Origin of the sequence: Leisingera methylohalidivorans DSM 14336 (assembly GCF_000511355.1) — a bacterium.
GTDB lineage: Bacteria > Pseudomonadota > Alphaproteobacteria > Rhodobacterales > Rhodobacteraceae > Leisingera > Leisingera methylohalidivorans.
Genome location: NC_023135.1, coordinates 1,643,984 through 1,656,727 on the forward strand (window position 1 = coordinate 1,643,984; position 12,744 = coordinate 1,656,727).

At 59.8% G+C, this 12,744-nt stretch carries 11 protein-coding genes; 5 read left to right on the plus strand and 6 right to left on the minus strand.

Features of this window, described 5'->3' with window-relative positions; genetic code table 11:
• Window positions 1-110: 110 nt before the first annotated feature.
• On the plus strand, window positions 111-2,720 hold the full coding sequence (locus METH_RS08190; RefSeq protein ID WP_024089975.1) for a TRAP transporter permease: 2,610 nt from the start codon (window positions 111-113) through the stop codon (window positions 2,718-2,720).
• Window positions 2,717-3,148, plus strand: a complete 432-nt coding sequence (locus tag METH_RS08195) for a universal stress protein (protein WP_024089976.1) — start codon at window positions 2,717-2,719, stop codon at window positions 3,146-3,148. Before METH_RS08190 ends, METH_RS08195 begins: the two co-directional genes overlap by 4 nt.
• A gap of 27 nt (window positions 3,149-3,175) precedes the next feature.
• Here the strand turns inward: METH_RS08195 and METH_RS08200 are convergent, their stop codons facing one another.
• From METH_RS08200 to METH_RS08210, 3 genes are read right to left on the minus strand one after another with little or no spacing between them, the layout of a single operon-like run.
• Complete coding sequence (locus tag METH_RS08200) at window positions 3,176-4,225, minus strand: lipocalin-like domain-containing protein (protein ID WP_024089977.1); 1,050 nt, start codon at window positions 4,223-4,225, stop codon at window positions 3,176-3,178.
• Window positions 4,215-6,632, minus strand: a complete 2,418-nt coding sequence (locus METH_RS08205) for an FtsX-like permease family protein (RefSeq protein WP_024089978.1) — start codon at window positions 6,630-6,632, stop codon at window positions 4,215-4,217. The genes METH_RS08200 and METH_RS08205 overlap by 11 nt, the downstream gene beginning before the upstream one ends.
• A complete protein-coding gene (locus METH_RS08210) occupies window positions 6,629-7,285 on the minus strand; it encodes an ABC transporter ATP-binding protein (RefSeq protein WP_024089979.1) in 657 nt (218 codons plus the stop codon). Before METH_RS08210 ends, METH_RS08205 begins: the two co-directional genes overlap by 4 nt.
• A gap of 185 nt (window positions 7,286-7,470) precedes the next feature.
• On the opposite strand from METH_RS08210, the gene METH_RS08215 reads away from it, so the two are divergent.
• Window positions 7,471-7,920 carry a potassium channel family protein gene (locus METH_RS08215; RefSeq protein ID WP_024089980.1) on the plus strand — a complete coding sequence of 150 codons (450 nt, stop codon included), beginning with the start codon at window positions 7,471-7,473 and terminating at the stop codon, window positions 7,918-7,920.
• Here the strand turns inward: METH_RS08215 and cls are convergent.
• The gene (gene cls, locus METH_RS08220; protein ID WP_024089981.1) at window positions 7,917-9,332 is read right to left on the minus strand and encodes a cardiolipin synthase; all 1,416 of its coding nucleotides are present in this window, start codon (window positions 9,330-9,332) and stop codon (window positions 7,917-7,919) included. The two genes, METH_RS08215 and cls, sit on opposite strands and share 4 nt — an antisense overlap.
• Window positions 9,333-9,477: 145 nt before the next feature.
• On the opposite strand from cls, the gene METH_RS08225 reads away from it, so the two are divergent.
• Together METH_RS08225 and METH_RS08230 are read left to right on the plus strand one after the other, a co-directional pair.
• Window positions 9,478-10,344, plus strand: a complete 867-nt coding sequence (locus METH_RS08225) for a YihY/virulence factor BrkB family protein (RefSeq protein ID WP_024089982.1) — start codon at window positions 9,478-9,480, stop codon at window positions 10,342-10,344.
• Window positions 10,345-10,472: 128 nt separating this feature from the next.
• On the plus strand, window positions 10,473-10,661 hold the full coding sequence (locus METH_RS08230; RefSeq protein WP_024089983.1) for a hypothetical protein: 189 nt from the start codon (window positions 10,473-10,475) through the stop codon (window positions 10,659-10,661).
• Between the two features lie 7 nt (window positions 10,662-10,668).
• Here METH_RS08230 and METH_RS08235 read toward each other — a convergent pair whose 3' ends face one another.
• Together METH_RS08235 and METH_RS08240 are read right to left on the minus strand one after the other, a co-directional pair.
• Complete coding sequence (locus METH_RS08235; protein WP_024089984.1) at window positions 10,669-11,385, minus strand: RlmE family RNA methyltransferase; 717 nt, start codon at window positions 11,383-11,385, stop codon at window positions 10,669-10,671.
• A 77-nt stretch (window positions 11,386-11,462) separates the two neighbouring features.
• On the minus strand, window positions 11,463-12,575 hold the full coding sequence (locus METH_RS08240) for a Ppx/GppA phosphatase family protein (protein ID WP_024089985.1): 1,113 nt from the start codon (window positions 12,573-12,575) through the stop codon (window positions 11,463-11,465).
• Between the last annotated feature and the right edge of the window lie 169 nt (window positions 12,576-12,744).

Below are 12,744 nucleotides of genomic sequence, written 5' to 3' on the forward strand. Positions count from 1 at the left end.
CACCCAACAAAAGGAACGGGGCGCATTTGGCGCCCCGTTTTGCCTGAGGCCGCTGCCCAGGCTTGAAAAATTCAGGCCCCGGGAAACGGCGGCCTTAGGGGAGATTATCCATGGCATCCGATGCACAGGGAAATCGGCCGCTCAGCGAAGAAGAGCTTCAGGAACTTGTCGCGTCCTCAGACGCAGGCGCCCGCAATCCGGTAGGAAGCGTGGGGCTGTTCCTGGCAATCGTCGCAGTCATCTGGTCGGTATTCCAAGTCGTTCTGGCTTCACCCGTTTCCAACCTGCTGTTGCCCGGCAGTGTGGTGAACAATTCCCGGCAAATCCATTTGGCCTTTGCCATTTTCCTGGCCTACGCCGCCTATCCCGCGCTGAAGTCCAGCCCGCGGAGTTACATTCCTATTCAGGATTGGATCTTCGCGCTGGCCGGAACCGTGATCGCGATGTACGGCTATATTTTTTACCAGAAGATCGTCGATTCCGGCGGGCTTGCCGATGATATGGACAAGTGGTTCGCACTGGCAGGCCTGATTCTGCTGTTTGAGGCCGCGCGCCGCGCGCTTGGCCCGGCAATGGCGATTATCGCAACCATCTTCCTGGCCTATGTGTTTTTTGGCTCCTCCGAATGGGTGCCGGAAGTCATACGCTGGAAGGGCGCCAGCCTCAAAAAGGCTATGAGCCATATGTGGATCACGTCCGAGGGCGTGTTTGGCATCGCCCTGGGTGTTTCCACAAAATTTGTCTTCCTGTTCGTGCTGTTCGGCGCGCTGCTGGATAAGGCTGGGGCAGGCAATTATTTCATCAAGATGGCCTTCGGCGCCCTTGGCCACCTGCGTGGCGGCCCGGCCAAGGCGGCGGTTGTTGGTTCTGCCGCAACCGGTCTGATCTCCGGCTCGTCGATTGCCAACGTGGTCACCACCGGCACTTTCACCATCCCGCTGATGAAACGGGTGGGTTTCACCAGCGAACAGGCCGGCTCGGTCGAAGTGGCGTCCTCGGTCAACGGCCAGATCATGCCGCCGGTGATGGGCGCTGCCGCCTTCCTGATGGTGGAATACGTGGGCATCTCCTATGTCGAGGTGATCACCCACGCCTTCCTGCCGGCCGCGATCTCCTACATTGCGCTGGTCTATATCGTGCATCTGGAAGCGGTGAAGCGGAACATGCCGACGCTGGGCAACCGGGTGGTTTCCATGGGCCGGACCATCGGCGGCATGGCGCTGTTCTTTGCCGGCTTTGCTGCCCTTTGCTATGGCGTGCAGTATCCGGTCAAGTGGATCACCTCAGCGATGCCGGGCGCCTCCGGGCTGACACTGGCGGCGCTGGTGTTCGCGGCTTACGTAGCTCTGCTGTGGCTTGCCTCCGGCGTCGATGACCTGGTGCCGGATGACCCGAACGCCAAGGAGGTCGAATTACCTGTAGTGGGCGAGATCTATAAGGCTGGCCTGCATTACTTGCTGCCGATCATCGTGCTGGTCTACTTTTTGATGATCGAACAGAAGTCGCCGGGCTTGTCTGCCTTCTGGGCCACCGCGCTGCTGTTTGTGATCCTGCTGACCCAGAAACCGCTCAAGGCGATTTTCCGCGGCCAAAGCAATATGGCCAATTCCTTTATGGAAGGCGTCCACGACTTGTGGAACGGGCTGATCGACGGTGCCCGCAACATGATCGGCATCGCGCTGGCCACGGCCACGGCTGGTGTGATCGTGGGCACCGTGACACTGACCGGTGTCGGGCAGGTGATGTCCGAACTGGTTGAGTTTGTCTCGGGCGGCAACCTGATTTTGATGCTGGTGATGGTTGGTATCTTGTCGCTGGTTCTGGGCATGGGGCTGCCGACAACGGCGAACTACATTGTTGTCAGCTCGCTGATGGCCGGTGTGGTTGTTGAACTTGGCGCCCAGTCCGGTCTGATCGTGCCGCTGATTGCCGTGCATCTGTTTGTGTTCTACTTCGGGATCATGGCCGATGTGACGCCGCCTGTTGGCCTTGCCAGCTTTGCTGCAGCGGCTGTGTCCGGCGGCGATGCAATCCGCACCGGCTTCACCGCCTTCTTCTACTCCTTGCGGACCGTGGCACTGCCGTTTGTGTTCATCTTCAACACCGACCTTCTGCTGATCGATGTGAACTGGATACAAGGCATTCTTGTCGCCATATCAGCCACCATCGCCATCCTTGTCTTCACGGCCGGCACCATGGGCTACTTCGTCAGCCGCAGCCGGATTTATGAGAGTGTCCTACTGATCTTTGCAGCCTTCGCGCTGTTCCGGCCGGACTTCTTCATGGACCGGATGATGCCGCCCTATGCCGAAGTGCCGCCGGCTCAGCTGGTTCAGGCCTTGGATGAGGCTGAGGCGGGTGCGGAGTTCAGGATCACGGTCGAAGGCCCTGATTTCGATACCTCCGAGATCAAAAGCACTACGATGATCCTGACGGCCGATGGCTCTGGCGGTCAGCAGGCAGTGGATGCCTATGGCCTGTTGCTGCTGGAGGAAGACGGCGTTGTGAAGCTGGACGAACCGATGTTCGGCACCCCGGCGGCGCCCAGTTTGGAGAGTTTTGATTTCTATGCCGATGAACCGGTGCAGGTCGCAACGATCCAGGCCCCGGCCAGCCAACTGCCCAAGGAGCTGATCTTTATACCGGCGCTGCTGCTGGTCGCGCTTGTTGCGCTGATGCAGCGCGGCCGTTCGCGTGAACAAAAAGGAGTCCCGGCATGAACAAACCCGTCCTATGCGCCCTGGAATTGAGTGACCAAGCGTCCGACGAAAAGGTTCTGTCTCAGGCTGCCCGGCTGGCGGAGCTGGACGGTGCCCAGCTGGACGTCGTCAATGTGCTGCCTGATTTTGGCGAAAGCTGGGTGTCGGGCTTCTTTGAGGAGCACCACCATCAAAAAGCGGTCAAGGACACCACCCAGCGGCTGCGCGATCTTTGCACCAAGGTGCTGGGAAAGGATGGCAACGCCAAGGTTCGCCACCTGGTGGCCACCGGCAAAGCGTATCAGGAAATCCTGAAGGTAGCTGAAACGGCGGGCAGCGGGCTGATTGTAATCGGGGCCCACAAGCCGGATCTCAAGGATTACCTGCTTGGTCCGAATGCGGCTCGGGTGATCCGGCATTCGGACTGCTCGGTCTTTGTGGTTCGCTGAAGATACTAAGGGCGCCTGCGGGCGCCCTTAGTCGTAGCCGGTCATCTCAAGGTAGCCCATTCCGGAATGGCTGCCGCTGACCGACACCGGCCCCTCCCAGTAAGAAAATGTTGTTCCCATCCAGCTTTGCGGATTAAGTGCTTGAACTTCAATGGAAACACCTTTTTCTGGCAGGCTTGCATGCCAGCGTGTGGGAATTTTCCGGCCCTGAACATCGCTCGCAGCCAGCGCCTCGGCATGAAAGGCTCCAGGCGCCAGCGGCTCTGCTTTTCCATCTGCGGTTATCCATGTGCCTGACGTGAAATCACCGCGTTCGCCACGCAGCACAAACCCCATCAGCTTATCTCCGCTGTCAAAGCTGAGAGAGAACCAGTCCCAGCCGCTTTGATCCTCGGCCAGAGGCTGGCTTGACCATTCCCGGTCCAGCCAGCCGTGCCCGGCCACGGCAATAGGCCCGCCAGGCAGATCAAGCATTCCAGACACCTGATAATGCGGTTGAGAGTAATAATAGCTCGCTTGGCCGCTTGCGGATTTCACGGAATACCCATCCTCTCCATGCAGCGCGAGCGGACCGTCAGCGATGAGCTGCAACTCATAAGAAAACTCTTGCGCTGAAGCGGTTATCTCCATCCTTTCAATAGCCTCTCCCGTGGAGCGCATCTGCCAATCGCCGATCCAGGCATCGAAAGGATCAGCCGAAACCCCAGCCTGACCCACACCTCCGCGGGCTATGCGTTCGGCGAACAGGTGCTGATCCGGCGCCGTCACGGCAGCATGGGCCATCCAGATTTGAGGGCTTTGCCAGCCCTCGGCCTCTCCCGGCGCCAGGGCGGAACGGAACAACGTCCACTGGATGCCGTAATTGTTGCCGCCGGCGTCTGTAAGGTTGGCGGTTAAGTACCACCACTCAATGCGGAAATCCGGATGGGCGCCATGATCCTGAGGAAAAGTCAGCTGGCGGCCAAGCTCTGGAACTGCAAATCCGTCAGCCTCAGTTCCCAGCCCGGCGTAACCTTGCGGCAGGGCCGTAGTGGCCCAGCCTGCGATGAAGATCGTCAAAACGGATCTAACGTTCATTGGCAAACACCTTGAGCAATTCCGCCGGATCCAGGCGGCTGAGCCGGCGGGCGGGCAGGGCGGCCGCCACCACCGCGGCCAGCAGCGCCAGAAGGATAAGCCGAAGCCAGTCGCCTGGAAACAGATGCATCGGCAGCTTCCAGCCAAAAGCTTCAACATTGATAACGGCCAGCAGCGCCCAGGCCAGAACAAGCCCAAGCGGCAGGGCCAGAACCGCGGTGATCGCGGCCAGAAGAAGGCTGCGCAGGACTTCGGCACCGGCCAGCTGGCGGCGGCTGAGCCCCATCGCCCAAACCGGCGCAAGCTGCGGCAAACGCTGGCTCCACAAGGTAAGCAGGCTGGTCAGCATGGCAAACCCGGCCACCCCCAGCGTCAACAGGTTCAGCGCGGAGGTTATGGTAAAAGTCCGATCAAATATACTGAGGGACCGGGCCTTGATGCCCGCCTGGTCGACGATGTTTTCCTGAGGTATTTCGAATGCTTGACGAATGGAGCTGACAATTTCCGGCACATCTTCGGCAGGCAGCCGCAGCCCGAACTGCCGGTTGGGGATATCCGGTTCGCGGTCCAGCAATGCAGCCAGGGAAGTGATCACCTGGCCATTCGGGTTGCCATAATCTGAATAGATCCCGGCAATGGTCATCTCCCAATCCGGTGCCAGGGCCAAGGAAAGCCCGGGGCTAAGGTCATGACGGCGGGCGAATTGTTCATTGACCAGCAGAGCTTTTCCAGCGGCGACACGGTCCCAGACGCCGGGCAGTGCCTCCAGCAGCGGCCAATTCTGACGGTAGGTTTCATCATCCGCAACGCCGTAAATCCGCAGCGGCGCGCCCTTGTAGCGGATATCACTGCGCCGGATTGGCAGAACTGTTATGCCCTGATCCTCCAGCCACTGCGTCAGCCCCGTGCCTTGCTGATCGCTGACTGCAGTCACATAGACCTCGGCCGGCAGGCGTTGGTCCAGCCAGCCAATGAAGGTGAGCCTGAAGCTGGAAACCATTGTTCCGACGCCAATATTCGTCGCCAACGCCAAAAGCAGGGCCATCAGGGCAAGCGACATCCCGGGCAGTTGTGCCCGGGTATCGGCCCAAAGCCATTCGGCAAAGGGACGTGTGCACAGCCGCGCCCCGATCCGCAGACCTGTGGCGATCAGCAACGGCAGCATGAGTGCCGACCCCAGCATAAGCCCGGATAAGAAAACAAACCCTGCAATAAGCCCTTGAAAGAGAGCGATGATCGCAAGCCCGGCGAGTATGCACAGGGCACCTGCGCATGCCGCCGCCGTATGCGACCTGTTTGCTTGCTGCCCGCGTGCTTGGGGTGCGGGTGCGGCCAGCAAGGGCATCCGCCATAAGGCATAAAGCGCCTGCGCCCCGGCCAGAAATGTGCCGCCGCAGGCCATTGCCAGCCCGGACAACACCCACTCCAGGCGCAAGCCGAGGCCGCCGTCCACCGCGGCGCCGTACAGCCCGGACAGAGTGGCCTGAACATCCGGCAGCAGCGCCGCAGCGACCAGATAGCCGCCGGCCAGCCCGGCAGTACCGGAAATCAACGCGACAACCGCAAGCTCTGCTGCAATCAGCGCTACCAGAACCCGCATAGGAACACCCAGCCCGCGCAGGGTCCGGATCATGCCCCGGCGCTGCTCCAGGCTGAGACCGATGGTCCCTTGAACGATGAACAGCCCGACAGCAAAGGATAACAGGCCGAAGGCCGTCAGGTTGAGGTGGAAACTGTCAGTAAGCCGGGCCGTGTCTGCCGCTGCACTGCGGGCTGGAATGCGGATCAGGCCGGGCGCAAGATGTTGAAGTGGTGTCAGGCCGGAAATCTGATCCGGCAGAATGAGCAGGTAGCTGAGACTGTCCGGCTGACGCAGCAGGCGGCTGGCCAAACTGATGTCAGAAATCAGCATGCCGGGCGGCAATCTGTCCGTTTCGGTTACCGGGTGCTCGCTCTGCGCCGCAGCAAGCACCCGCGCAGTTTCTGGATGCGCAAAGAACCGGCCGGGCGGCAATAATGCATCCAATGCAGGTGCGCGGTCCTGCTCAGCCGCCTCGGCCAGGGCTGGAACCAGCGGATGGCTTAGCAGATCAATACCCATGATATCAAAGCTTTGTCGTTTGAACCTGACAGTGCCCTCCAGCACCGGTGTCAGCTGCCAGCCCGCCCGGCGCAAGCGGGCGTATTGCTGCAGCGTGATTGTGCCATCTTCCGGTGCCAGCCGGTCCGCCGCCGTTGTGCCAAGCTGCTCCGCGGCCCGGGCGTAGCTGGCACGGGCTTCGCCGTTGATTGCCTGAACTGCAGACCAAAGCCCTGTTGCCAGGGCCAGCCCGGCCATCAGCGTCGCCAGTTGCAGAGGATGCCGGCGCCAGTGCGACAGGATTGCACTCAGCGCGGAGCGGATCATGCGGTTTGGCCAAGCTGCAGATGAAGACGCTGGTCCAGCATACCGGCAATGGCGGTGGAATGCGTGACCAGAAACAGGGCCGCTCCGCTTTCCTGAACCAGCTCCAGCATGAGGTCCATCACCGCCGCACTGGCAGTTTCATCCAGGTTCCCGGTCGGCTCATCCGCCAGCAGCAATTTGGGGCGCAGGGCCAGGGCGCGGCCAATGGCAACCCGCTGTTGCTGCCCGCCCGAGAGCTGCTCGGGGTAGCGATCGAGAAATCCGGTCAGGCCAAGGCGCTCCGCCAGCACTCGCCCCCAATCCGGATCCCACCGGTTTCCCAACCGTGCATGCAACGAGATATTCTGCCGGATGCTGAGTGAAGGAATTAAATTAAACTGCTGAAAAACAAGTGAAACATCGCGCCTCCTGAGGGCAGCGCGCTGCCGGTCCCTGAGATTGGAAAGCCGGGTGCCCGCAATTTCAATTTCGCCGCTGTCAAAGTGATCCAATGCCCCGGCCAAGTGCAGCAATGTGCTTTTGCCGGAGCCGCTGTCGCCAGTCAGCGCCAGGCTGCTGCCGGCGGCCAGATCCAGTGACACCCCGCGTAACACAGCGGTTTCCGGTGTCTGTCCCGGATAGGTTTTGGTCACGTTGCGGATCTTCAAAACCATCCTGCGGCACCCTCCTGCGCTTTGGTCTTCAATTCCTGCAACGGCACTCAATACCTCCGCCAGGAAGATGTCCAGTGCGGCACAAAGGCTGGCCCACCCGGCATTCTTATGGTTAAGCGTAGCGGATCGCCTTTATAAGGTACCGCGAAGCCTCAACAAAGCTTCTCACCGACGGGAGTGCGGGAATGACGCTATGGAACCAGTTGCTGTTGGGTTCGATCAATCTGAGTGTCTGTATGATACTCGAAATCTCGGTTCTGGTTTTTTGCTCGGCTGTGCTGAACAGGCTGTCGGCAGGATTTGCCAAACCTTTTAAGCCTTGGCAGGTCGGGCTCATGCTTGTGGTGGCTATCTTCATCATTCTGGGCGGTCATACGGCGCAGATCTGGATTTGGTCCGCCGCTTTTGTCCTGGTCGGTGCGCTCGGCGACTGGAACACATCAGTGTATTTCTCGCTGACAACCTATACAACGCTTGGCTACGGCGACGTTGTGCTGGGTCCAGCGCTGCGGATTTTTGCCGCTTTTGGTGCTGTCACCGGATTATTCGCGTTTGGAATCAGCACGGCCTTTCTGGTCAGCGCAATGGGACGGCTGTTTTCCTTGAACGGTGAAGCACATAGCGAAAAAGATTAAAGCACAGGGGCCAGCAGGCGTGTCACGGGGGCCAGCAATCGTATGGGCCATGCCTGCTGGTCCAGCGGCTGTGTAAGCTCAATAGAACGCTGGAAATCCCTGGCCAGCATTTCGGACATTTCACGCGCCGACCGCGGGTCGAAAAACAACGCCATGGTTTCAAAATTCAGCCGGAACGACCGGTAATCAAGGTTGGCCGTTCCCGCACCCGAAATCCTGTCATCGATGACAAAACATTTCTGATGCATGAAACCGCCCTGATAGCGCAGGATATGGACGCCTGCCTCCCGCAGTTCATCAAAGAATGCAAAACCTGCAAGCCAAGGCAGGTGGTGATCAATGGAATCCGGTAATAGAATCCGGACATCCAGCCCGCGTAGCGCAGCATGTTTCAAAGCGGCAAGCACCTCCTGATCCGGGACCAGGTAAGGGGACGCCATCCACACCCGTTCCTGTGCTGCGGTGATCACCGAGAAAAACAGCATGGATCCGTTGCCGTCGGTATCGCCGGGTCCGGTTGAGACAATCAAGCCCGTCCGGTCTTGCGGTGACAGTTCAGCCTTCCAGTTCAACAGGTCCAGGATTGGCTCTTGCGTGTGCCAGTGCCAATCCTCGGCAAAGGAGAGCTGCAACTGCTGAACAACCGGCCCGGTAAGCCGCACATGCGTGTCCCGCCATGGTCCCATTACAGGGTTCAGCCCCATGTACTCCTCGCCGGCATTCAGGCCGCCGGTAAAGCCGGTCCGGCCATCCACAATGACGGTCTTACGGTGGTTCCGGAAATTGATGCGCAGCCGGTGCCAAGGCGGCCGTTGAACTGCGGGATCAATCATGTTCACACCGGCTGTTTCCAGCGCGCGGGCAAAGCCGCGGGTCAGCTTCCGGCTGCCGATGCTGTCTGTCATAAACCAAACCGTCACACCGCGTTCAGCGGCTTCTATCAGCTTGGCCTGAAGCTTCCTTCCGACAGTGTCCGCACGCAGAATATAGTATTGAACCAGGATATATTCTTGCGCTTCATCAATCGCTTCGAAGATGGAGTTGAACGTATTTTCACCATCGACCAACAGTTCCAATCCGTTTCCGTGGCAAATGTTCATGCCGGCAATGGCTTCAAAGGGCGCTGCGTTCACCGGCAATGTCCGCGACTTTCCGGATCGGGCACTGGTATACTTCCGGGTAGCAACAACAGCCTGTTCCGCGGCGCGGCGGGCCGTCCAATATCCTTTGAACCGATGGTGGCCGAAAATCATATAGGCGGGCAGGGCGGCTATCGGCGCAGCCAGCAGAAAGACGGCCCAGCCAATGGCCCCTTGCGGCGTGCGCGCGGTGCGGGCTGCTTGAAGGGCTGCAAGCCCGGCAGCCGCCCAGGTTGCGGCAATAGCCACGGTGCTGAGAACAATCCAAAACATCTGAAGGTCCTAAGATAGCGCTTTGATTTCAAGTTAGTACTGAATGGCGGTGCCTGCTATACCCGGCCGGGCCGCGGCGGGCGGAAATCAAGGCCTATGATCTTTGCCGCTGGCAATTTCCCAATGGTTATGGAACCTTGCCGCTATGCCGATCCTGCCGCCCTTTCGCTGCTGGCCTGCAGCCCTGCTGGACGCCGCCCGCCGTTTCAACCGGAAAAACGGCTGGGTGATGAGCAGCCATATCGCCATGTCGATGATGCTGGCGTTGTTTCCATTTGTTCTGTTTACAGTGGCGCTGGCGGGGACAGTCGCCGGTTTACTGTCGCAGGAATTTGCCATGAAAACCATGATGGAACAGCTGTTCAGCGTTTGGCCGGACGCGGTGGCACGGCCGATTCTGACCGAGCTGGAGGCGGTGTTGCAGACATCGAATACCCAGCTTGTCACCTTTGGCGGACTGTTAGCGCTCTATTTTGCGTCGAATGGCGTCGATGCTGTCCGCACAGCCATGGTGCAGGCCTACCATGATACAGATACAAGACCGTTCTGGCGGTCGAGGGCGCTGTGTATCGGGCTGGTCATTCTGGGCGGTGCAGGTATCCTGGCCGTCACAGTGTTTGAAGTGATAGTGCCGCTCTATGTCAGGCACATCGCGCAATTGCTGCCCTTCGACAACGTTCCAAACGGTTGGGAGAAAGGCTTGAGAGGCGCTCTGGCACTGGCCCTTCCTACTGGTGCGGTGCTCGCGTTTCATGTGCTGTTGCCGGGCCGGGTGCACCGATTGCGGCGGATCCTGCCGGGGGCGATCCTGACGCTTCTGCTATGGCTCGCCTGCGGCAGCGGCTTTGCGTTTTACGTTGGTTCTTTCGCGCAATACTCGGCCACATACGCCGGGCTTGCCGGAGCTATGGCCGCAATGATCTTCCTCTATCTGAATTCGGCCATCCTGATCCTGGGGGCCGAATTCAACGGTGCACTGATCGAGATTGCCAACGGGATGGGCCGGTCGTGAAGCCTGCGGATTTCCAGCAACTGTTTCCGTTTCTTCAACAATAAGGCAGATCTGCCCCATTTGAGCCCATCTTGCGGCCAAATTACCTTTTAGATCTGCAGGACACAGCGATTCCAGAAGGGGCCATCATGACGAAACTGCAAAGCAAACTTCGCCACACGCGCCTGTTTGATCTGATGCGCCAGCGTGAAATGGCCCGTGATGCCAGCCGTAAGCTGCGGGTGTCCCGGCTGACCGATGGCGAGGGAGATGAGGCTATCCTGCTGCGCGACCTTGCGACCCGGTCTCTGACCGCACCGCACAGCCGCCGAATTTAACGGGGCCTTAGCCCCGGAACCCGGTTGCAACCACAAATTTTTCGGAGCTGTCCGACCTTGAGGACGGCGGCTTCATGTTGGTCACCTTGGTGAACTTCTGCTTCAACAGCTTCTGCAGTTCTCCTTCGGCACCGCCGGCCAGGACCTTGGCCACAAAGGTGCCGCCCTCTTCCAGCACGTCAAAGGCAAAGTAGGCCGCGGTTTCACACAGCGAGATGATCCGCATGTGATCGGTCTGCTTGTGACCGGAACTGGCCGCCGCCATGTCGGACATCACCACATCGGCCCGGCCGCCCAGCCATTCCTTGACCTGATCATCGGCGCCGTCATCCATGAAATCGAGCTGATGGAACTCAGCACCGGCCAGCGGTTCGACCTCCTGCAGGTCGACGCCGATAATGCGGCCCACGGCCTTGCCCTGTTTCTCGCCCAAGGCATTGATGCGCTTCACTGCCACCTGCGCCCAGCCGCCAGGCGCACAGCCCAGATCGACGATCCGGGCGCCGGGCACCAGAAAGCGGTATTTGTCGTCCAGTTCCATGATCTTGTAGGCCGCGCGCCCGCGGTAGCCTTCGGCCTGGGCCCGCTTGACATAGGGATCATTCAACTGGCGCTGCAGCCAAAGCGTCGAGCTGAGCTTACGCCCGCGCGCGGATTTCACCTTGACCTTCAGATCGCGCTGACCGCGTCCGGATGTATTCTTACCTGTCGGCGTCTTTGCCATCATCGTCACCATTTGCGCCGGTGCGCGGAATCCTAAGAAAACTCCGGCCCGGAAAAATCCAATTTCTCCGGCCCCGCCTAATAGGGGCCGTCCTCCAGAACGCCATCCGCACTCATCTGTGCATAAAGCAGACCCTCACGCAGGCCGCGGTCCGCAACTGACAGCCGGTCGGTCGGCCAGCAGCGCAGCAATGCCTGCAGGATAGCTGAACCAGACATGATCAGGGCCTGCCGGTCCTCGCCGATGCGGGGATCACGGCGGCGGCCCAGAGGCCCGAGTTCTAGATAACTCCGGATCACTTTGTCAATCTGATCGCTGGTCATCCGCAACCCGTCCACCTTGGTCCGGTCATACCGTTTCAGCCCCAAATGCGACGCCGCGACTGTTGTGACAGTGCCCGATGTGCCGACGATCTGAAAACCGGCCCGGGTCTGCTCATCCTTGTAAGGCGCAAAGTCAGCCAGGTTTTCCTCAAAAAACCAGCTCATCAGCGCAAAGCGGGCGGCGTCGTCCTCCACATCGTTGAACTGATCGCGCAAAGTGGCGACCCCCAGAGGCACGGAAATCCAATCCACCACCTTTGCCGTGGGAAACGGGCTTTCTGTAGAATTGAACCCGTTATGCAACCGCATGATCGCAGAGGGGCGGTCGCGCCGCGGGACTGACGAGATGTCGATCCACACCAATTCGGTCGAGCCGCCGCCGATATCGACCACCAGCAGCTGATCGGTTTTGGTCGAGACCAGCGGCGCGCAGGAAATCACTGCCAGACGCGCTTCTTCTTCCGGCTGGATGATTTCAAGCGTCAGACCGGTTTCCCGCTTCACCTGGCGGATGAATTCGCGGGCGTTCTTTGCCCGGCGGCAGGCCTCGGTCGCCACCAGCCGCATCCGCCTGACCTTGTTGCGTTTCAGTTTCTGCTGGCAAATCCGCAATGCCTGAATGGTGCGCGCCATCGACGACCGCGACAAGCGTCCGGTCCGCTCCAGTCCGGCGCCGAGCTGCACCGACTTGGAGAAACTGTCGACCACATGGATGCCGCTGCCCTTGGGCTGGGCGATCAGCATGCGGCAGCTATTTGTACCCAGATCCAGCGCAGCATACAGCGCATCTGGATCGGGCCGGGCCGGTGCAGGGGTTTCAACCGCTTTGGGAAACGCGCCCGCACCTTTCGAGCGCCTGGGCGCCATGATTCACGCCCTCCGATTATCGTGTTAACGACAACAATAGGTGCGCCGGTGCAGCGGCGCAAGCGCCAGACGGCAGAAGTAGCGCGATTTCCGCTGCTTCGAGGAAATCTCATAATCCACATGAATATTTTGGCAAGAAACCCCTGTAGCTTTCGCAAGGGCACAAAGC

Bases quoted from the DNA above. Each gene is read 5' to 3' on its own strand.
- METH_RS08200 (WP_024089977.1), bottom strand. From the start codon at position 4,225: ATGAACGTTAGATCCGTTTTGACGATCTTCATCGCAGGCTGGGCCACT.
- cls (WP_024089981.1), bottom strand. From the start codon at position 9,332: ATGTTTTGGATTGTTCTCAGCACCGTGGCTATTGCCGCAACCTGGGCG.
- METH_RS08210 (WP_024089979.1), bottom strand. From the start codon at position 7,285: ATGGTTTTGAAGATCCGCAACGTGACCAAAACCTATCCGGGACAGACA.
- METH_RS08205 (WP_024089978.1), bottom strand. From the start codon at position 6,632: ATGATCCGCTCCGCGCTGAGTGCAATCCTGTCGCACTGGCGCCGGCAT.
- METH_RS08215 (WP_024089980.1), top strand. From the start codon at position 7,471: ATGACGCTATGGAACCAGTTGCTGTTGGGTTCGATCAATCTGAGTGTC.
- METH_RS08235 (WP_024089984.1), bottom strand. From the start codon at position 11,385: ATGGCAAAGACGCCGACAGGTAAGAATACATCCGGACGCGGTCAGCGC.
- METH_RS08230 (WP_024089983.1), top strand. From the start codon at position 10,473: ATGACGAAACTGCAAAGCAAACTTCGCCACACGCGCCTGTTTGATCTG.
- METH_RS08195 (WP_024089976.1), top strand. From the start codon at position 2,717: ATGAACAAACCCGTCCTATGCGCCCTGGAATTGAGTGACCAAGCGTCC.
- METH_RS08190 (WP_024089975.1), top strand. From the start codon at position 111: ATGGCATCCGATGCACAGGGAAATCGGCCGCTCAGCGAAGAAGAGCTT.
- METH_RS08225 (WP_024089982.1), top strand. From the start codon at position 9,478: ATGCCGATCCTGCCGCCCTTTCGCTGCTGGCCTGCAGCCCTGCTGGAC.
- METH_RS08240 (WP_024089985.1), bottom strand. From the start codon at position 12,575: ATGGCGCCCAGGCGCTCGAAAGGTGCGGGCGCGTTTCCCAAAGCGGTT.